General features: G+C 69.0%; 12 protein-coding genes. 3 read left to right on the plus strand and 9 right to left on the minus strand.

The window, feature by feature from the left end; translation table 11 throughout:
• Positions 1 to 347: 347 nt before the first annotated feature.
• The 5 genes from AB0M52_RS12175 to AB0M52_RS12195 all read right to left on the minus strand — a co-directional run bounded on the left by AB0M52_RS12175 (position 348) and on the right by AB0M52_RS12195 (position 9764).
• Positions 348 to 980 (minus strand): HNH endonuclease family protein, encoded by a 633-nt coding sequence (locus AB0M52_RS12175; protein ID WP_363952406.1) that lies wholly within the window; start codon positions 978 to 980, stop codon positions 348 to 350.
• Between the two features lie 157 nt (positions 981 to 1137).
• Complete coding sequence (locus AB0M52_RS12180; RefSeq protein WP_363952409.1) at positions 1138 to 1803, minus strand: YceI family protein; 666 nt, start codon at positions 1801 to 1803, stop codon at positions 1138 to 1140.
• A gap of 347 nt (positions 1804 to 2150) precedes the next feature.
• Positions 2151 to 6965, minus strand: coding sequence for a family 43 glycosylhydrolase (locus AB0M52_RS12185; protein ID WP_363952411.1), 4815 nt, complete (start codon positions 6963 to 6965; stop codon positions 2151 to 2153).
• Between the two features lie 107 nt (positions 6966 to 7072).
• The gene (ggt, locus tag AB0M52_RS12190) at positions 7073 to 9034 is read right to left on the minus strand and encodes a gamma-glutamyltransferase (RefSeq protein WP_363952414.1); all 1962 of its coding nucleotides are present in this window, start codon (positions 9032 to 9034) and stop codon (positions 7073 to 7075) included.
• Positions 9035 to 9182: 148 nt separating this feature from the next.
• Positions 9183 to 9764 (minus strand): XRE family transcriptional regulator, encoded by a 582-nt coding sequence (locus AB0M52_RS12195; RefSeq protein ID WP_363952417.1) that lies wholly within the window; start codon positions 9762 to 9764, stop codon positions 9183 to 9185.
• Positions 9765 to 9899: 135 nt separating this feature from the next.
• On the opposite strand from AB0M52_RS12195, the gene AB0M52_RS12200 reads away from it, so the two are divergent.
• Positions 9900 to 11159 (plus strand): cysteine desulfurase-like protein, encoded by a 1260-nt coding sequence (locus AB0M52_RS12200; RefSeq protein WP_363952420.1) that lies wholly within the window; start codon positions 9900 to 9902, stop codon positions 11157 to 11159.
• On the opposite strand, the gene AB0M52_RS12205 is transcribed toward AB0M52_RS12200, so the two are convergent.
• Positions 11116 to 12432, minus strand: coding sequence for a DUF2332 domain-containing protein (locus AB0M52_RS12205; RefSeq protein WP_363952423.1), 1317 nt, complete (start codon positions 12430 to 12432; stop codon positions 11116 to 11118). The two genes, AB0M52_RS12200 and AB0M52_RS12205, sit on opposite strands and share 44 nt — an antisense overlap.
• Positions 12433 to 12543: 111 nt before the next feature.
• On the opposite strand from AB0M52_RS12205, the gene AB0M52_RS12210 reads away from it, so the two are divergent.
• Positions 12544 to 13308 carry a hypothetical protein gene (locus AB0M52_RS12210; protein WP_363952426.1) on the plus strand — a complete coding sequence of 255 codons (765 nt, stop codon included), beginning with the start codon at positions 12544 to 12546 and terminating at the stop codon, positions 13306 to 13308.
• 22 nt (positions 13309 to 13330) lie between these two features.
• On the opposite strand, the gene AB0M52_RS12215 is transcribed toward AB0M52_RS12210, so the two are convergent.
• Positions 13331 to 14698 carry a pyridoxal-dependent decarboxylase gene (locus AB0M52_RS12215; protein WP_363952428.1) on the minus strand — a complete coding sequence of 456 codons (1368 nt, stop codon included), beginning with the start codon at positions 14696 to 14698 and terminating at the stop codon, positions 13331 to 13333.
• 297 nt (positions 14699 to 14995) lie between these two features.
• On the opposite strand from AB0M52_RS12215, the gene AB0M52_RS12220 reads away from it, so the two are divergent.
• On the plus strand, positions 14996 to 16018 hold the full coding sequence (locus tag AB0M52_RS12220; RefSeq protein ID WP_363952430.1) for a zinc-dependent alcohol dehydrogenase family protein: 1023 nt from the start codon (positions 14996 to 14998) through the stop codon (positions 16016 to 16018).
• Positions 16019 to 16165: 147 nt separating this feature from the next.
• Here the strand turns inward: AB0M52_RS12220 and AB0M52_RS12225 are convergent, their stop codons facing one another.
• Both AB0M52_RS12225 and AB0M52_RS12230 read right to left on the minus strand, forming a co-directional pair.
• Positions 16166 to 18628, minus strand: coding sequence for a M14 family zinc carboxypeptidase (locus AB0M52_RS12225; RefSeq protein WP_363952432.1), 2463 nt, complete (start codon positions 18626 to 18628; stop codon positions 16166 to 16168).
• 411 nt (positions 18629 to 19039) lie between these two features.
• Positions 19040 to 19756, minus strand: a complete 717-nt coding sequence (locus AB0M52_RS12230; protein ID WP_363952435.1) for an alpha/beta hydrolase fold domain-containing protein — start codon at positions 19754 to 19756, stop codon at positions 19040 to 19042.
• Positions 19757 to 20254 lie beyond the last annotated feature (498 nt).

The raw sequence follows: 20254 nt of genomic DNA on the forward strand, positions 1-20254 counted from the left end.
ACGACCGCCTGGTCACACCACCCCAACCACGCCACCGCTTGACATCCAAGCACCTGGGATGTCTTTGCTCTGCTTCAACCGACGCAACAGTCACTACCTGTGCCTGCCGCTGCGGCGCGGCACGACGACGGCCCGGCGGGTTGGTGCTGGTCAGCTGCTAGTGCGTGGGTTGAGGTAGAGCAAAGCCTGAGCGGGGGTACCGGCGGCGAGCCCGACGCGGGCCCGCGCGGCAACGCAGGGTTACGGTCACACAGGGTCGCGGCTGGCCGCTCACTCGATCCGGGATGAGCGTGCCGATCCGCCGTCTCCCCGACGCGGGAGACGGCGGATCGCGCCGCCGATGGCCGTCAGCAGGTGCCGAGCATGGTGTTGAGCGCCGACTTTTCAGCGCTGTCGACGGTGAGGCCGTAGTACCACTTCACCTGGATCCAGGCTCGTGCGTAGGTGCAGTGGAACGAGGCCACCGGGGGCTTCCACCTGGCCGGGTCCTTGTCGCCCTTGGACGAGTTGATGCTGCCGGTGACCGCCCACAGCTCAGGTCCACCGAGGTCGTTGGCATAGGTCTGGCGCCGGGCGGTGGTCCAGGACCAGGCCCCGGACCGCCACGCTTCGGCGAGCGGAACCACGTGGTCGATGCTGATCTCGGCGGGGTTCGTGCGGGTCACGCCGTCGTACGGGCTGTACCAGGACCCAGAGGTCGGGTAGCAGCTGGCGTCGACGACGACGTTGGTGCCGTCGCGCTTGAGGACCTGTTCCCGGGTGTTGCAGGTGCCGGTGATGGTGATCCAGTGCGGGAACAGGTCACGGTTGTAGCTGGACTGGTGGGACTCGGCCGCCACGGTCAGCGAGTTGAGCCGGCTCACCGCCGTGCTGTACGAGGGGATGTTGGGTGGGGTGGCGTGGGCCGGCGTGGGGACCACGAGGACGGACAGGACCACGGCGACCACCGTGGCGAGGGCGGCCTTACGTGCGCGAGCCAACTCGACGACTCCTGACTGTCACCTGCCACGGCGGGTGGGGGAGCCCGGCTGAGGACATGGCAGGGACAGGCAGATTGTCGCAGACATTGCGATCAATAAATCCGTCCCGGCGGGAAGACGCCGTGAACGCCACGTTAAGACCGACGGCGGGGAGCAGCTACCCCTGCCGGATCGCCTCGCCAGCGATCTCGATGCGCACGTTCTTGCCGACCAGGACACCACCGCTGTCCAGCGCCACGTTCCAGACCAGACCGTAGTCCTCCCGGTCGATCTCCGCCGTCGCGCTGAACCCGAAGATGTCCTGCCCGTACGGGTCGCGTCGGGCACCGCCGAACTCGACCTGGAGGTCGACCGTACGGGTGACCCCCTTGACGGTCAGCTCGCCGGTGAGCACGAACCGCGCGGTCACCGGGCTCGCCTCCGGGGTTGGCTCCGTCGAGACCGCCCGGCGGCCGAGCCGGTGGTTCTTCAGCTTCGCCCAGAAGAAGATCGGATCGGTCTTCTCCAGCAACGCGATCCCGGTACTGCGGTACTCGAGGGTGGGAAACTGCTCCACGTCGAGGAAATCGGCGCTGCGCAGGTGGGTGTCCCGATCGGCGTTCGCCGTGTCGAGACTGTCCGCTCTAATGGTCACCGCGATCGATGACTCGAGTGGATCCTCGGCGACGAGGATGTGCGCGTTCGCTTCCCGGAATTCGCCTCGAACCGGGCTCACCATCATGTGCCGGGCGACGAACCCGATTCGCTTGTGGGCCGCGTCAAGCTCGTAGCTGCCGGGGGCGGGAATGGACATGCCATCCCAGATCCGTGTGGAAGCGGTCATCGTTCGCTACTCTCTCCCCCGACTTGCTCAACACCGTCCACGGCCCACCACCTGCTGCCCTGGCCGCTGGCATCGGGGAGCCGGACGATCATCCGCAGCCCAGCATAGGGAGATCAACGGCGCTTCCGCCCGCACCAGCAAGGCATGTGGGCCGTGAGGACAATCACTATCGCTGAACAAGTTCGATATCCACCGGGGATCAATTGGGAATCCACCCGCAAATGGTGTACGAAGTCGATCACCGCACAAGAGCAAAATAGTTCACGCAGAGGGATCCACTCGATGACCGAAGGCGGGATGCTCGGCCCGTCGTGTGGCCGAGCACCCCGCCATCTCTCGATCCAGGACTACTTGGCGGCCTTGATCGGCTGAGTCTCCTTCGACCGGGCGACGCCCGGGACGGTGTTCGGGCGGGTTGCCGTCACCTGCACGGACAGGCGGTGGCCGACGTCGGCGACCTGGGGTGCGTACTGCCGTCCGGTAGCACCGGCGATCGGTACCCCGTCGCGCAGCCACTGGTATTCGAACGTGAGGCCACGCTGGTTCCATTCTCCTGGGGTGGCCGAGAGAACCTTGCCGACCTTGGCTGCCCCGTCGATCTCAGGGCGGTCCTTGGCGACGGGTGCCGACGCCAACGCCGGTACCTGGAGGGTGCCCTCGGCGCTGGTGTTGCCCGCGACGTCGGTGGCGCGATAGCGGATGGTGTGTGCCGCAGCGTTCCGGGCCAGCGGCGACAGGTAGGGCTGCCAGGGGCCGTCGTCCACCTGGTACTCGGTCCGGGCCACCCCGGAGTCGGTGTCGCTGCTGCTGATGGTGACGGTCCGATCGGTCACGGTCGCCTCGACGGTCGGCGCGACCAGGTCGACCTTGACGGTCAGTGACCAGGGGTCGCTCCACCACAGATTGACGCCCTGCGCCCGGTAGTCGATGCGGTGGGTACCGGCCGGTAGCGTGACCGGTTCCCGGTACGGGAACCAGGCGCCGCCGTCGATCTGGTAGTCGACCAGCCGCACGGCCGGTCCGGCGGTGAGGGTCAGGGCCGCGCCGACGCCGTGCCAGCCGTCCGCGCCCGGCTTGGAGACGGTGGCCTGCGGTTGGCCGCCTTCGTAGCGCAGCGGCGCGACGCTGGTCAAGGTGGGGATCACCGGCCGGATCGTGCCGTCCGCGTTGAAGTGGAGCCGGTCGATGGTGGTTTCCCGGTGGGTGCCGTCGCCGCCCGGGATCGCGAAGCGGTGGTAGGCGATGTACCAGTCATCGGTGCCGGGGACCTGGAGGATGGAGTGGTGCCCGGTGCCGAGGATGCCCTGGCTGGGGTCCTTCGTGAGGATCTCGCCCCGGTTGGTGAACGGCCCGAGCGGGCTGGTGCCGACGCCGTAGCCGACGCGATAATTCTCGCTGCGGGTGTCGTCGATGGACCAGGACAGGTAGTAGCTGCCGTTCCGCTTGTTCATGAACAGGCCCTCACGGAAGCCGGTGAGGTTGGTGAACCGCACCCGTCTGGTCACGTCGTAGGAGATCATGTCGTCGTTGAGCGGCACGGCGTAGGCGTTGCCGTTGCCCCAGTAGAGGTAGCTGGTGCCGTCGTCGTCGGTGAAGACCGCGGGGTCGATCTGCTGTGCCCCGTTGTAGTCGGCCTTGTCCACCAGCGGCTTGCCGAGCGGGTCGACGAACGGTCCGAGCGGCGAGTCGGACACGGCGACCCCGATGTTCTGCGCGGCCGAGAAGTAGAAGTAGTACCTCCCGTTCTTCTCGATGGCCGCGGGGGCCCACGCGTTGGTGCCGGCCCAGGAGACGTCCGGCCCGAGATCGAGGATCGTGCCGTGCTCGGTCCAGTCGACCAGATTTCGGCTCGACCACACCTTGAACGTCGAGCTGCCCCAGTTCGGGTGGCCGTCGGTGGTGGCGTAGATGTAGTAGGTCTCGCCGAACCGCACGATGTTCGGGTCGGCGTTGAATCCCGGCAGGACCGGGGAGCGCATCTCGACGGCCCGTACGGTCCACTCGCGGGTCGCGCCGGACTGGCTGGTGACGGTCAGCTTGACCGGCGACGAATAGTCCCGTGGACCGGCCGGCGTGCTGGTGGAGGTCGGCGCGACCTGGTAGGCCGGGTCGAGGTTGCGCAGGTCGGTGCCCGGCTTGACCGGGAGGGTGATGGTGCTGGTCGCCGAGTCGATCAGGGCGGCGACCTTCAGGCTGTCGAGCTGCACACCGGTGACGCTGGTCCCGTTGGCGCCGAGCCCGGCCACTTCGGCGTCGGTGAGCGCCCGACTGTAGATCGAGAAGTCCCGGACTCGGCCCTTGAGGTGCCGGTCGGCGGTGTAGAGGGAGCGGCCGATGTAGTTGGCCGTGGTACGGCCGTTGCCGATATCGCCGGGACGGTTGACCACGCCGGTCCTCTCGGCCACCCGAATTCCGTCCAGGTAGATCCGGGCGGTGCCGGTGGCGTCGAGCGTGTAGGTCAGTGTCTTCCAGACCCCGCGCGGCACGGCGCTGGCGCTGCCGGCGGTCTCCTCACCGGTCCAGTTCCTCAGGCTGATCGAGGTCCGGTAGTTGTTCCCGGTGGTGAAGAGGTAGCCGTTGCCCGCACCGCCGGCGTCGGTGTTCCCCAAACCCCAGATGAAGTACGGCGTGGCCTGGTCCGCGGCGATGTTCACGTCCAGCGAGACGGTGATCTCGGTGAGCCCGGACATCATGTTGTCGGGCAGCCGGACGTGGCCGTTGCCGCCGCCGAGGGACAGCGAGCTGTCGCTCCAGTTGGCGTCCCCGGACAGCGTTGCGTGGTAGCCGTTGCCGGAGTCGTCGGTGACGGTGGTGCCCGTGCTCTGGTTGAGCGGGTAGTGGGCGACCAGGCCCTGTTCGGTGCGCTTCACCGGAGGCGGCGCGTCGAGCAGGGCGTCGAGTTCCCGCTGGGTGACCGGGATGACCGTGCCGTGACGGGGGCTGGCGGGCAGGTTGTACGCCGCCGGCACGCGCCAGTTCGGATTGTCGAGGTCGTTGGTGCCGAGCGGGATGTAGCCGCGTCCGCCGTACTCGTCGACGAACAGGTAGTACGCCGAGCCTGAGGTGTCGCCCGGGTTCGCCTTGAACACGGTCGGCCCCTCGACGGCGGAGGTGCCGGCCTTGCGGCCGATGCACGCGTCGACCGGGGACCAGGAGGGCTTGCCCGGCAGGTCGACGGCGGTCAGCGAGGAGGACTTCTCCTGGATGATGTCCGAGCAGCCGGTGCCGCCGCCGCCCTCGTCCTTGGTGAAGCGGTGGTAGGTGTCGCCGGCTTTGATGACCGTCGAGTCGATGCGGGACCCGCCCGGGTCCTGCCAGATCGTCGGCTCGCTGAAGGTGACGAAGTCGCGGGTGGTGGCGGCCAGCATCCGGTTGTACGTGTTGCCGGTGTGGTTCGGGTCGTCAGCGGCGTACAGCTTCGAGGCCCAGAACACGAGGTACTCGCCGCGGGCATCGTCCCAGTACGCCTCCGGTGCCCAGGTGTTGCCGGCGGTCGGCGGCGAGACCAGAACGTGCCGCTGCTCGGACCAGTTCACCAGGTCGGTCGACTCCCAGACCTCCAGGTACCGGCTACCTTGACGCTGGGCGACATCCCAGTTGCCGTTGCGACCGATGGAGAGGTCGGTGGCGATCAGATAGAAGCGGTCGCCCTCCGGGGACCGGATGAGGAACGGGTCACGCAGCCCCAGCGTGCCGTGGGTCGACTCCAGTTTCGGCTGGCCGCCGTTGACCTCGGTCCAGCGCAGGGCGTTGTTGCCACGACTGGCTGCGAAGTAGATCTTCTCCCCGGCGATCGAGTTCCCGGTGAAGTAGCTGAACGCGTATCCGGCGTACGGCTCGGGGGCGGGCAGCTCGCGGACGGTCAGCTCGATGGCCCGCTCGGCGGTCGCCGTGCCGACGGTGGCGGTGGCGGTCACCGTCACGCGCACGTCGCCGGTGCCGTGTGCCGGCCGGTGCACGACACCGTCCGGGGCGACGATCGCGGGCTGGCTGGACCGCCAGGCGACGGTGGCCCCGTGCAGGCCGGTGCGGGGCAGGGTGAGGTTGCCCCGCACGTCGCCGGTGTGGACCAGGGTGAGCGCCGCCGCTGCCGCTTCGGCCCGGCCCTGATCCGACTCGTTGGGCAGCACGGTGGCGGTGAACGTCCGGGTGTCGCTCACGGCGCTTCGGGTGAGCGTGGCCGTCAAGGTCACCTGGGCCGGGCCGGTGGCCGAGGCGGGGCGGGTCACCGTGCCGGTCGGGCTGATCGTCGCCGGGTCGCTGGAGGACCAGGCGATGGTGGAGCCGTACGCGCCGACGGTGGGCAGGGTCAGGTTGCCGGTCACCCTGGACAGGTCGCCCAGGTCGAGCGCGCCGGTGTCGGCGGCCACCCGCGTGGTGTCCGGCAACGCGATCGTCGCCACCTCTTCGGGGCTGAGCGCCCGGTCGTAGATCCGGAAGTTCAGCACCCTGCCCTTGAGGAACCGGTCGCTGGCGTAGTTCGACCTGCCGAGGTTGTTGTTGGTCGTCGTGCCGTTGCCGACGGCACTGGGCAGCACGGTGACGGCGGTGTTGCGGGCGACCTGCACGCCGTCCTCGTAGAGGGTGCCGGTGGTGCCGGTCTGGGTGTAGGTGACGGACTTCCACACGCCGCGGGCCAGGTTCGCGCCCTTGCTGGTCACCCGCTCACCGGACCAGTTGGTCGTGGTGATCCCGGCGCGGAACGCGTCACCGCTGGTGAACAGGTAGCCGGTCCCCGCCGACGAGGTCGCCGGGTTGCCCAGACCCCAGATGAAGTACGGGGTCTGCTGCGTGGCGTCGACGTAGACGTCGACCGAGACGGTGATGGACGACAACCCGGTCATCAGGTTGTTCGGCAGCTTCACGTGGTCGTCGACGCCGTCGAGCTGGAGGCCGTGCTGGCCGGTCCACGTGCCGCCGCCGTTGACGGTGCCGTGGTTGCCGTTGCCGGAGCTGTCGATCGCGGTGCTGCCGGTCGTCTGGGTCAGGTCGTAGCGGACCAGCAGGCCGTCGGTGACGTCGGCCGCGGCGGCCGTGGCCGTGCCGGGCAGGAGTCCGGCTACCAGCGCCAGCAGCGTGCCGGCGACGAGCAGACGGGTGGCTGAGCGCGGTGGAGTGGGGGTGGCTGGTGGTCGTCGGCGCGCGCGGTGCAGCGGTGACATGACATTCCTCTTTCGAGAATGTTAACGTTCACAACGATGAATCTTGTCCGCGTTGGACGCGCAGTGTCAAGAGCACCCAACACGGAACCCCTGCCTGAAGTCGGTCTTCAGCAAAGACCACTCCAGACAGGGGTTCCGCGCCGATCCACCTGATCTGTCAGGACGACCGCGGCCTGGGCAGGGATCACCGTTCCTTCACGCCGGGAGTCGGCGCCACCGTACTGCTTGCCGGTCTTCGGATCGACCACCACTGCCTGCACCGAGCCGATGTCGGCGCCGGTGCTCACGGTGTAGCCCAGCGCACGTAGCGCGCTGACGGTCTGGTCCGGGAAGCCGTTCTCCAGCGACACCGAACTTGCCGTGCTGGTCACCGAGACGCGGGGCGCGTCGATCGCATCCTGGATCGTCATCTTGTGGTCGATGAGATTGAGGGCGACGTTGAACACCGAGTTGATGATCGTGGCACCGCCGGGCGAGCCGAAGGCAACCAGCGGCCTGCCGTCGGGCGTGAGGATCATCGTCGGCGTCATGCTGCTCCGCGGCCGCTTGTTCGGCTGCACGTCGTTGTACCCGGGCTCGCCGGTGTACGGATTGACGGTCGGCGTGAGGTTGAAGTCGGTCAGTTCATTGTTCAGCAGGAAGCCGAAGTTGCGGAACGATCCGCCGGTGCCGGGGTAGCCGGCGAAGACACCGATCCCGTGCCCCGACTCGATCGTGTTGGTGTAGGACACCATGTTGCCCCACTTGTCCACGACCGAGAAGTGCGTGGTCGTCTCGCCCGGCCCGGTGACCGGCTCGGCCGTCGGCACCAGCGTGCCGGCCTCCACCTCCGGATCCTCGAACGGGCGCGGGTCTCCCGGGGACGGGTTCGGCGTGATCCGCTCGCCCGCCACGATCGCCGCCCCACGGACAGCGACGTACTCCGGATGCAGCAGCCCCTTGCCCGGCACCGGCACGAAGTCGCTGTCGGCCATCCAGATCGACCGGTCCGCGAACGCGAGCCGCATCGCGTCGACCATGACGTTCACCGTCTTCGGTGACCCGAAGCCGAAGCCCTGGCTCTCGTCCCCGATCGGCAGACGCTCGAGCATCTTCAGCATCTGGGAGATGGTCAAGCCGCCCGACGACGGAGCCGACATCAACCTGATCTTGTGTCCGCGATACGTGGCTTCCGTCGGCACCCGCAGCGTCGCCTGGTAGTTCTCGAGATCGGCGAAGGTCATGCTGCCGCCCTTGCCGTTCGGCGCCTGCGGCCGGTTGAACTTCTGGCCCTCGACGATGCCCTTGGCGATGTCGCAGCCCTGCTCCGGCAGGTACCTGTAGAAGCAGTCGGCACCGTTGGCGGCGATCAGGCGAAACGTCTCGGCAAGGGGCTTGTTCTGCACCAGCGAGCCGACCACCGGTGCCACGCCGCCCGGGCAGAAGTACGCCTCGGCCTCCGGCGAGTTGCGCGCGCGGCTGCTGCAACTGGCATCCGAGTACCGCAGGGTCGCGGCGAAGCCGTCGTCGGCCAGCTTGATGGCCGGTTGCAGCGTACGAGCGAGCGACAGCTTGCCGTAACGCTCCAGCGCCATCTCGGTACCGCGCACCATCCCCGGTACGCCGACCGCCACACCCTGGAGCGAGGCGTTCGGCACGCCCACGAACATGTCCGGCGTCGCCCCGGCCGGGGCGCGTTCACGCGAGTCAATGGCCACGGTCTCACCGCTCGCGGCCAGATGGATCATCATGAAGCCGCCGCCACCGATGCCAGCCGATTGCGGCTCGACCACGTTCAGGGCGTACGCGATCGCCACCGCGGAGTCGATCGCGTTGCCACCGCTCTCGAGTATCTGTGCACCGGCTTCGGCGGCGTAGGGGTTGGCCACCGCCACGACGCCCTGGCGGAACGCCTTGCCCGACCACGGCGGCGGGTTGCCCTTCGCGTCCGGCGGCAGCGACACGCCGGACTGAATGCCCAACGACTGATCGTTGGTACTTGCCTGCGCGTTGGCGATTGAACCAGGGCCGGTGCCCGCCAGCAGTGTGGCTAGCAGCACGCATCCCAGGGCTCTCCGGGAATGAGTCATGTCCTTGCCTCCAAAACCCGCAACCACCGTGTGAGTCCACGGTGGTGTGTGATGGCTGGGCCGGAGGTGAGCGTATGCACATGCATCGTCATCGACGGGTGTCGTGAACCTGGACTTTGACCAACTCTTGAGGCAGGTGAGGATCAAGCTAGGCGGTGACGTGGGCGACGCGGACGAACCGGACAGGTCCGCTGCCGTCGTTGCGGTAGCCGTATTCGCGGTCGGTGGCGAGCCGCGCCGACGCACCGGCGTCGAGGACGGTGTCGTCGTGACCTTCGGCGATCAGGGTCAGGACGCCGCTGATGACCAGGAACAACTCTTCGCTGCCGGGTGGGTCCGGCTCGGCCTGGTAGGAGTCCCCGGGTACGAGGGTCCAGTCCCACAGCGCCGCCGAGGGGCGCAGCGTGCTCGCGGCCGACAGCACCGCGTGACTTCCGGCAGTTGAGGACCAGATGCCGGTAGCGGTGCCAGGGGCGTTGACGACCAGCGTGCCGGGCCGGGTCTGCCGGGCCAGCGACGCGAAGTCGGTGCCGAGGGCGTGGGCGACCTTGGCGACGGTGACCAGGCTGGGGTTGGCCTCGCCGAGCTCGATGTGGCTGAGCATCCGCACGCTCACCCCGGAGGCGTCGGCCAGTTGCTGCATCGTCATGCCGGCCTCCTGACGGCGCCGGCGCACCTCCTGGCCGACCCGCTCGACGAACGGGTCGCTCCAGCCGGCCCTGGTCTCCATCGGCACCTCCGCACTCAGCCCTGGTGGCAGGCGACCCGTCCACCAGGAGCCCGGTCGCGACATGCAGCATATTGCACGAGACCAACGATCTGCACTATGTTGCATACGCACAGGCTCGACCGTCAGGAGACCGACTTGACCTCCATCGCATCCGCCGCCAGCGCGACAGCCGGGTTCGACGTCGCTGCGCTGAGAGCGCAGTTCCCGTCCCTGGCCTCCGGCATTGCGCACTTCGACGGTCCGGGCGGCACGCAGACGCCGCAGCCGGTCGCCGACGCGATCGCCGCCACCATCACCAGCCCGCTGTCCAACCGCGGCGCGGGCGCGGTGTCGGAGGCCAACGCCGACGCCGCGGTCACCGCGTTCCGGCAGGCCTACGCCGACCTGCTCGGCGTCCCCGCCCGCGGGATCGTCCACGGCCGCAGCGCCACGCAGCTGACCTTCGACTTCGCTCGGGCGATCTCCCGGCAGTGGTGCCCGGGTGACGAGGTCGTCGTGACCAGGCTCGACCACGACGCCAACATCCGGCCCTGGGTGATCGCCGCCGAGAACGCCGGTGCGGTCGTACGCTGGATCGACCTCGATCCCGCCACCGCCGAGCTCGACCCTGCCTCCGTCGAGGCCGCTGTCACCGAGCGGACGCGGCTGGTCGCGGTCACCGCCGCGTCCAACCTGCTCGGCACGAAGCCTGCGCTGCGGGCGATCGCCGACGCCGCGCACGCCGTCGGCGCGCTGGTCCACGTCGACGGCGTGCACTACACCGCGCATCAGTTCGTCGACGTCCCCGCCCTCGGTGCTGACCTGTACGTCTGCTCCCCGTACAAGTTCCTCGGCCCACACTGCGGCGTCCTGGCCGCCGACCCCGACCTACTCGAGACCCTGGAGCCGGACAAGCTGCTGCCCTCCACCAACACCGTCCCCGAACGCTTCGAACTCGGCACCCTGCCCTACGAGACCCTCGCCGGCGCCACCGCTGCCGTCGACTTCCTCGCCGGCATCGCCCCTGGCTCCGGCGGAGCCACGGACGGCGGCACCTCGCGGCGGGAGCGGCTGCGCGCCTCCCTGCACGCCGTCGACGAGCACGAGACGCGCCTTCGTCGCCGGCTCGAAGACGGACTCGCGGCGCTGGGCGCCGACGTCGTGGTCCACTCCCGGGCCGCCGACCGCACCCCGACCCTGCTGATCACCCTGCCCGGCCGCAAGACATGGGACGCCTACCATTTCCTCCTCGGCCGTGACGTCCTCGCCCCCGCCGGATCCTTCTACGCGTACGAGCCGTTCCGCCGCCTCGGTCTGGACGACGAGCACGCGCTCCGGCTCGGTCTGGCCCCCTACAGCGACGACACCGACATCACCCGCGCCCTCGACGGCTTGGCGGCCTTCCTCGCCCGGTGACCGGGGAGCGCAGGGTGACCGGCGGGCCGATGTCGTTCATTTCGGGAAGTGGTTCCAGCCAGGCCAGGTGCCCGTCGGCGACGGCGACGGTCCGACTTCCCGCGGCGTCGGTCGCGGTCAGTCCGACGCCAGGTCGGCCCGAGGGCGCGATGAGCTGCTCGTCTTCCAGCGCGAGATGCAGCATCGGACCGTGCACTCCGAACGAGGCGACGGCGGCGTCGAAGGCCGGGCGGTCTTCAGCGGGCACGTGAATCCGGGTCGCGGTGTGCACGACGAGTCGCGGTAGTCCTGGTGGGAGGGTCGCCGCGACCTTGGGGCCGATCTCGATGGCATTGCCGCGCAGCACCCTTGGCGGGTCGGCCGCCACGACGTCCATCGCCGCTTGCAACTGCGCCGCCTGGTGCGAGTTCTCCGGCCAGACGAGCGCGCGCAGCCACGCCCGGTCGTCGTCATCGGTGAGGTCGGGAGGAGCGAGGTCGACGCCGACGACGTCGGCAACCTCCGGCAGCTCGTCCAGGTCGGGCAGGAGGCCCGCTTCGGGAACCTCGACGTGGATGTGCACCGGCGAGGTCGGGTCGCCGAAGGCGGCACCGCCCACCGTTAAGGCGTATCGATCGGCACGCAGATTCAGGCCCGCGCTGCAACCCACCTCGACCACGCAGACGGGTGCCGACGTCACCCGGCGCAGCAGCGCGAGACCGAGCCGTATCACCACGGCGCGCTGCACCTGATTGGTCTGCACCAGACGCGTGCTGAGTATCGACGTGATCTGCGCCGAGTACACGTCGCAGAATCGCATGAAGGCGCGGCCGGTGTTTCGGTCGAACGGGCGTGCGGAGTCACCCACGACCGACGGGTAGTACTCGGCCAGTGCGTCGGGCTCGCCGCGCAACAGCAGGTAGTGGACGGCGCCGAAGAGCGCGAACGTCGGCTGCTGCCCATGCCGGGTTCGGGCCGCCAGTCCGAGCAACGCCTCGTCGTTCGCAACGACCGTGAGCAACTGACGGTACAGCGGCGAACTGTCGAAACCACGCGCCGCGCGGAACGCCTCTGCCACGGTCTCGATGTCACGCACGATCCGACAGTAGCGGGATCGCCGAGTTGCGCGGTGGAACCCGCCACGACGGGCCGTAGTCTCAGTCAATGACTTGACCGACGATGTTGGGGGTTCGCCATGGGGGGTCGGGCAGCGGCATTGGTGATCGGCCTTGCGTTGGCGGTAGGCGGCTGCGCGGGTGCCGCACCGGCCGGCGACGGTGGCGCGGAGCCGCAACGTTCCTCCGGGCCGCCCAATGTGCACCCGCGCTGGGAGTCATGCGACGCCGCCACGTCGGAGACGGAAATCGACCTCACCGGCAGCCAGGAGGCGCTCACGCTGCCGTTGATGGACGAGGGATTCCAGCCGGTGGCGGCCGTCGTCTGCCGGGTCGTACCGCAGCGGCGGCCCAGCGGCGGCGAGGATCTGGTCGCGGTGGAGGAGCGGGCGGACGACGTGGCCGCGCTGGTCGTGGCACTACGGCTGCCGGACGAGAGGTCGACGGAGGGCATTTGCACGATGGAGTTGCCGTTCGTACCGTGGCTGGCGCTGCTGGATGCGCAGGGCCGTTGGGTCCGCCCCGGGGTGCCGATCGACGTCTGCGGGAAGCCACGCCAGGAGTTCCGCGCGGCGTACGACCGGCTGCCGGCCGAGCGCGTCACCACCCGGGTACTGCGGGAAATCGAGTCCGACGAGGCCGTCGCCAGCGGGTGCAGCCAGCGGTGGGCGGACATGGTGTGGGTGACCGGCCAGTTCGGGGGTGACCAGGGCACCACGCCAGGCGTCCTGGCCGCCGACGACGCGGACATCCGCGTCTGCATCTACCAGGTTCCCGAGAGCGAGCAGGGCGGCGGAAAGCCCGCCGGCGACTTCCGGTCAGGCGGCGAACTCGCCGCCGGGAGGTGGACGGCGGTCAAGCGGGAACTGACCGCCGCCGGCCCGGCCGCCGCCTGCCGTACGCCGGCCAGCCGCTTCGCCGTGTTGCACCTGCCCACCGGCTTCGTCTACGTGGAGGCCGACGGCTGCCGGCGGGCGCTTATCGAGACCACCGCCGGCCCTGGTTCGCTCCGGCAGGGCACGACCAAACTGACGTCCCTGCTCTTCGACCAGTGACAGCCGGCCAGCGTCGTTGACGTCAGGTGGCGAGGCGGGTGATCGCGGCGACCGACCGGTCCACGTCCGCCTCGGTCGTGGTGGCGTTCGACACCGAGATCCGCATGAGTCGGCGTCCACGCCAGGTCGTGCCGCCCGCCCAGCAGGTGCCGTCCGTCTGCACCGCTGCCACCACCCGGTCGGTGCGCGCATCGTCACCGAAGCCCACCAGCACCTGGTTGAGGACCACCTCGTTCACCACCTCGAACCCGGCCGAGGTCAGCCCGTCGGCGAACCGGCGGGCCAGCGCACAGCAGCGGTCCACCAGTGCCGCCACCCCGTCGCGGCCCAGTTCCCGCAATCCGGCCCAGGCAGCGAACCCACGGGCCCGGCGGGACGACTCGGCGGTCAGGTCGGACCCCACCGGTGCGCCGCCTGAACCGACCAGGTACGCGGCAGCGTAGGACATCGCCGCGCCATGCACGTCGGGCCGGGAACAGAACGCGAAGGCCGAGTCGTACGGAAGGTTCAGCCATTTGTGGCCGTCACAGGCCCACGAGTCCGCCAGCTCCAGTCCGTCCACGAGGTGACGGGTGGCGGGGCTTGCCGCCGCCCACAGACCAAATGCTCCGTCCACATGCGCCCACCCACCGTGTCGGTGGACCAGCTCGCACGCCTCCCGCAGCTGATCGCAGGCACCCGTGTTCACGTTGCCGGCTTGAAGGCAGACGATGGTGGGGCCGGCGCTGCCGGCTCGCAGCACGTCCCGCAGCGCCCCGAGGTCGATGGCGCCGTTCGGCCCGGCGGGCACCGGTTCCATCACGTCGGTCCCGAGGCCGAGCAGACGCAGCGACCGGTCGATGGTCGCGTGCCGTTCCTCTCCGCCGATCACCCGGATCGGCGGCGCACCGAGTAGCCCGCGTCGTTCCACGTCCCAACCCGCGTCCGCCAGCACCTGATGCCGGCCGGCGGCGAGCCCGACGGTGTTGGCCGCCTGGCAGCCTGTGACGAAACCGACCGATGCCGACGCCGGGATCCCCAGCAGTTCCTTCAGCCAGCTGCCAGCGGCCGCCTCGGCTGCGATGGCAGCCGGCGACGTGACGGCGTTGTGCCCGATCTGGTCCCAGCCGGCGGCGAGCATGTCAGCCGCGGTTGCCGCCGGCAGTGCGCCGCCGACCACGAACCCGAAGTATCGCGGCCCGGCGTTCGCGACCAGGCCGGGCTCGGCCGCGCTGACCAGGTCCGCGAGCACCTGCTCTGGTGGGGTGGGCGCGGAGGGCAACGGGCCGCCGAACGCCTCGGCCAACACGTCCGGGTCGACCGACGTGCCGACGGGCCGGTCCGGCAACGACCGCCGGTAGGCGGCCGCATGGTCAGCGGCCAGCCGGAACAGACGACTCAGTCCCTCCATCAACGCATCTTATGGCCGGAATGCCGTCGGCCGCGATCTTGACCACGGCCAGGGCGAACGGGTGACGGCCCCTCGTGCGGGAGGTGCCTCATTCCCTCACCGGGCCCAGCGTGGGACGGCGCTCGTCACCCGCGCCGGGTTTCCTGCCGGATGGGCGGCGAAGGGCCTCGTCGACCGGTTCCTAACCGAACTCGCCGCGACGACAGCCGACGGCGAAGGCACGCAACACCGCACTCCGGGTAAGCCGGGGAGGGCAAACCGACTCTGGTGAACCCGCCGAGGATGAAAGGTAAGACCATGCGTGGTGCTGTCCTGCACGCCCCCGGCGACATCCGGGTGGAGGAGCGCGAGGAACCCAGGATCCTCCTACCGACCGATGCGATCATCCAACTGTCCGCGACCTGCATCTGCGGTTCCGACCTGTGGCCCTATCGCGGCATCGCGGCCGTCACGGGGCCCTCGCCGATGGGCCACGAGTACGTCGGCACGGTCCAGGAGGTCGGCAGTGAGGTCAACGACATCAGACCGGGCCAGTTCGTGATCGGCTCCTTCTTCGCCTCCGACAACACCTGCCCGATCTGCCAGGCGGGCTATCAGACCTCATGCCTTCATCGGGAACCCATCGGCGGGCTCGGCGCCCAGGCTGAGTACCTGCGCGTACCGCTGGCCGACGGCACCCTGGTCGCGACGCCGGACATCCCCGCGGACGACCTGATCCCGGGCCTGCTCGCTGCCTCCGACGTGCTCGGCACCGGCTGGTTCGGAGCCGTGGCCGCCGAGGTCGGCCCGGGCAAGACCGTCGCGGTCGTCGGGGATGGCGCGGTCGGTCTACTCGCCGTGCTCGCGGCCAAGCGGCTCGGCGCGGAACGGATCATCGCGATGAGCCGGCACGAGCCCCGCCAGAAACTCGCGGCCCACTACGGCGCGACCCATATCGTCACCGAACGCGGCGACGACGGTGTCACACGGATCAAGGACCTCACCGACGGGCTCGGCGCACACTCCGTCATCGAGGCGGTCGGCACCCAGGAGTCGATGATGCAGGCCATCCGCTCCACCCGCGCCGGGGGTCACCTCGGCTTCGTCGGAGTCGCCCACGACGTCCAACTACCCGGCGACGAGCTGTTCTTCTCCCACGTGCACCTGCACGGCGGCCCCGCACCCGTACGCCGCTATCTGCCCGAGTTGATCGACCTGATCTGGACGCGGCAGATCGACCCCGGCAAGGTCTTCGACCTCAGCCTGCCACTGGAGCAGGCCGCCGAGGGCTACCAGGCCATGGACGAGCGCCGGGCCATCAAGGTGCTGCTTCAGCCATAGGAAACCTCGTCGGCGGCGATGGTCTGCCACACACAGCTGGTGTCCACCGCGCCCGCCGGGTTGAGCAGCCACGAACGTTGCCTCGCCAGTGTGGGCGGAACCCCCCACTGACGAGGCAACGGTCATCGGATGGCGGCTTTCCGCCGATTACTTCGCGACCGTGATCGTCGCCTTACGGTAGTTGTTGCGGGTGTCGTTGTCAGACGGGTCGTAGTTCTGCTCGATGTTGCCCGCCGTGTCGACCGAGAACCAGTGGAACGTCGTCGTCTCGCTCACGTGGAACACCTGCCCCGGCTCCCGGAACTCGGTCGCCGCGTAGCGCGGCGAGTCGAAGGTGGGCCGGCTGCCGTCCGTCGTGTAGTAGATGGTGGCCGGCTCGCTCGACTCGAAGCGCACGTCCACCGGTCCGGGGTAGCTTCCCCCGCCGGGAACGAGCTGGGACGTCGGCTTCTTGTTGTCCTTGCCCCACTCCGCCGCGATCCGGAACATCTCCATGATCCCGTTGGCGTACTCCATCGTCTCGGCGTGGCCGCTGACGAGCTCGGGGTTGCCGACCCAGGCCGGCTGGAACGAGCCGCCCTGCCAGTTGCCCGTGGCCGGGTTGTAGACCGACCCGCCGACCTCCCAGCCGAAGGCGTAGATCCCGTAGGTGTGGTACATGTCCTCGCGCACGTTGCCCGCGGAGGAGTAGAGCACGTCCGACGAGCCGCCGACGTTCTCCGGCGTGACGACGGTCTCGCGGTGCGCCTTGACCTGCGACAGGATTCGGGCGGCCGACTGCCAGTAGAACAACTCGTCCCGCAGCGGCGGGCGCGGCGTGGTGATCCGCCCGTTCGCGATGTAGGCGCCGGGCTGCCAGAACAGCTGGCCGCCGTTGGAGTGCACCGACATCATGAACTTGATGTTCCGGTACTTCTCGACCAGCCAGACGACGTTCTTCGACTCCGGCTCGGACAGCTTCTCCGGGCCCTGGAAGGTGTCGCTGATGCAGCTGGTCGACCCGCCCGCGTAGCCGTCGTGAGCCGACCCGACCCGGTAGTTCCGGTTCAGGTCGACGCCCCAGGAGTTACGCCGGGCCGGATCCGCGTTGTCGTCCGGGCAGTGGTTCGTCAGGTTCCGGCGCTGCGAGGCGAAGTTGTAGAAGCTGTAGTTCGCCCCGTCGGGGTTGTTGGACAGGATGAGGAAGATGTCGGTGTTGTCGACGATCTTCTTCGTCTCGAAGTCGGTCTTGTAGTTGTGCACCAGACGCTCGGCCGTCTCCAGCGTGGTCGTCGCCGGCACCCACTCGCGGGCGTGGTCCTGCGCCTGGATCAGCACACCCGGGTTCCTGCCGTCGCGGTGCTTGCCGATCCGCAGGACCGGAATCGTGGCCGGGCCGCGCGGCACCTCACCTTCCGGCGCGCCCACGCGCTTCTGGTCGAGGAAGTCGGTCAGCGCGACGGGCGCCGCCGCCTGGACGATGCCGGTGCCCGTGTTGGTCCGGTACGGGTGGGCGCGGTCGATCAGGCCGCCGGACTGCGTCTTGAGTGCCGCCGCGACCTGCGCCGCGGTGCTCGCCAGCGCGCCGGACGCGTTCTTCGCGAGCAGAACCCGAACGGCAGTGCCGTTGACCTCGACCGCGAGCGGGAGGTCCGCCCCCGGCCGGTTCACGAACTCGACGGTGATGTCGTTGCCACCCTCGTGGCCCCACGCCGCCGAGCTGATCACAACCGCAGCCTGCCCGGTGCCGCCGATGGTGGCCTGCGCCTTACGCTGGTAGCCGTTCGTCTCGTACGGCAGGTAGACGATCTGGGCGATGCCCGGGTACTGGCGGGCGATCTCCTCGGCGCGGCTGTAGAGCTGCTGCGGGTGCTTGTAACCGTCGACGAAGTCCCACTTGTAGCCCGGGTTCGCGGTCAGCGGCGGTGCGCCGTCCTCAAGCCAGTTGGAGACGAAGCCGGTGGCGACGCCGCCGGTCGAGCTGGTGACCCGGATCTGGTTCGGACGGGTGTCGAGCTTGAACAGGTTCCGGTGGAACATGTACTGCCCGGAGTCGACGAACCGGCTCATTGTCCGGGTGAAGCCGAACGAGGTACCCGCGCCCAGGTCGTTCTCGAGTTGCATCGTGACGATCGGATTCGTCTGCTGCCCCGAGGTGGTCCGGGCCTCGACGTAGAGGAAACCCTGGCCCTTGGTGGTGAACCAGTCGGCGCGGGCGATCCGTACCGTCTGCTCGTGGCTGAACGACTGGGCGGCCTGCGCGCCGAGGGCTTCGATGCCGCCGTCGGCTTCTTCGCTCCAGGCGAAGCTCTCGTCGTCGCCGAGGATCTCGACGCCCATCGCCTCAAGTTCGGCGACCTGCTCGGCGTTGACGACCGCCTCGCCTTCGATGCCGTCCGGCACGCGCTTGAGGCCGTGCTCGATGTCGAAGCCGGCGGCGACGACCTCGTCCAGCATGTCAGCGCCGGTCAGCTGGATGCGTACCAGCTCCGGGTCGCCGGAATGGGTTCGTTCCGAGTCCGCTGCGGCTGTCGACGTCGCGGGCTCCGCGCCGGCGGGCGCCATGAGGACGCCGCCCACCAGGACGATGGGTAGCGCGAGAAGCGCGATGCGCAATTGTGTGCGTCGCACATTCCCTCCTTCTGCTTGTGGCTATGGTCAATGTGCTGGCCGGCTCGGATGCCGGGGTAGGCCGGTCCACGTGGGACGGTAGTCCCGGGTTCGCGCACGGTGAGCATGGGTACGACGACGGTCGCCGTCGTGAGAAGCTCGGGAGGGCCGTGAGCGAGTTGGTGCGGCTGGGCGTCCGCGCGCGGCACAGGGTCAAGGACCGGGAACGCGACCGCCGTGATCAGGAAGCAGGCCCTCCCTCCACCGATCGTCGCACCGACAGTGTCCGGCCTCTCCCCAGGCGAGGTCACGTCGATCTCGACCGCTTCCCAGGGAGAACCCGAGGTGCCATTGCACATGTTATATATTGGTGCGGCGCATCAGTGCACCGGTCCAGCCCAGTGGAGACAGTCGTCGTCGGGATCTACACGTTCACGACGACAATGCCCCGCTCTGCGGGTGAATGCCCTCCGGCTGCCGCTGCCGCCTGCCGTCCACGTTCGGGATTACGGCTGCCGTCTGCGCGGCGAGGAAGCGCCTCACGACGGCATCAACGTCGGGGCGGTGGAGATTCACCTCGCCGTGCGCTCCGTCGGTCACGGTCACGTGAACCGGATGGCTGGCGGCGAGCAGAGCTGCGGCCAGCCCGAGCGTCTGGGTCGGCGGCACGGCGGCGTCGCTCATTCCGTGCATGAGCAGCACCGGTGTGCCGGTGCCGACATGCCTCGTCACCGTGCAGTCGAGGGTGGCTGCGTCGCCGGGCGCGGGGACGTGCCCCAGGAGGCGATGCCACGGGTTTCCCTCGACACGAGCCCGTGGCCAGTCCGGTGCGAGCGGGTCAACCGGAGGTTCGAAGGCCAGCACCGCGTCGACATCGCCGGGACGGTCGACTCCCCGCAAGCCGACGTGCAGGGCGAGGTGGGCGCCGGCCGACGCCCCTGCCACGATGAGCGGTGATCCCGGCAACCGAGCCGCACGGGCCTCGTCGCGCAGGTCGTCGAGCTGTGCCGGCCAGGTCGCCTCGCCACTGAGCCGGTAACGGGCATGCACCACCCGCATCCCGAGCAGTTCGAACAATGACACGTCAGTGCTGTCGCGTGAATACCATCCACCGCCGTGCACCCAGAGAACTACCGCACCATCCCCCATGATCGCCGATCCTATGGTCGGCAACCGCTTCGCGCTGACCGCGAGCGTCAGCCCGTCATCCGACACACGGGCAATCAAGCCGCTCTTTCATGGACCGTCCGGTCGGCGAGTGCCCAAGCAGAGCGGCGGCACCCTCCACCCTGACCAGGACCCGCCTACATCCCCAAGTTGAATCATCGTCTATTGAGGACCCTTCGCCTCGGCAGGCCGTGCGGCTTTCGCCCTCTCAACAACGGCCCCGGCCAGTCACGACTTCCGTCCGCAAGCCTAAAGTCAGGCCATGGACCACGGGTTCTTCGGCGGCCTTGCTCTACTACTCTGCACTGGCTCTGGTTGCATAGTCTTCGTAGGAATCGCCGGGATGCTCACGGTGTGGTGGCGAGAGAAGTGGTAGCACCAGCCCTGTCAACGGCGGACTGGAACTGACCCCCTAACGACGGATTGGGATTGACCCCCCGGAGGTCGTTTCGTGCTACTTGTCGCGGTCTTTGGTGAGGA

This window comes from Micromonospora sp. NPDC051296 (genome assembly GCF_040682255.1).
Taxonomy (GTDB): Bacteria; Actinomycetota; Actinomycetes; order Mycobacteriales; family Micromonosporaceae; genus Micromonospora; species Micromonospora craterilacus.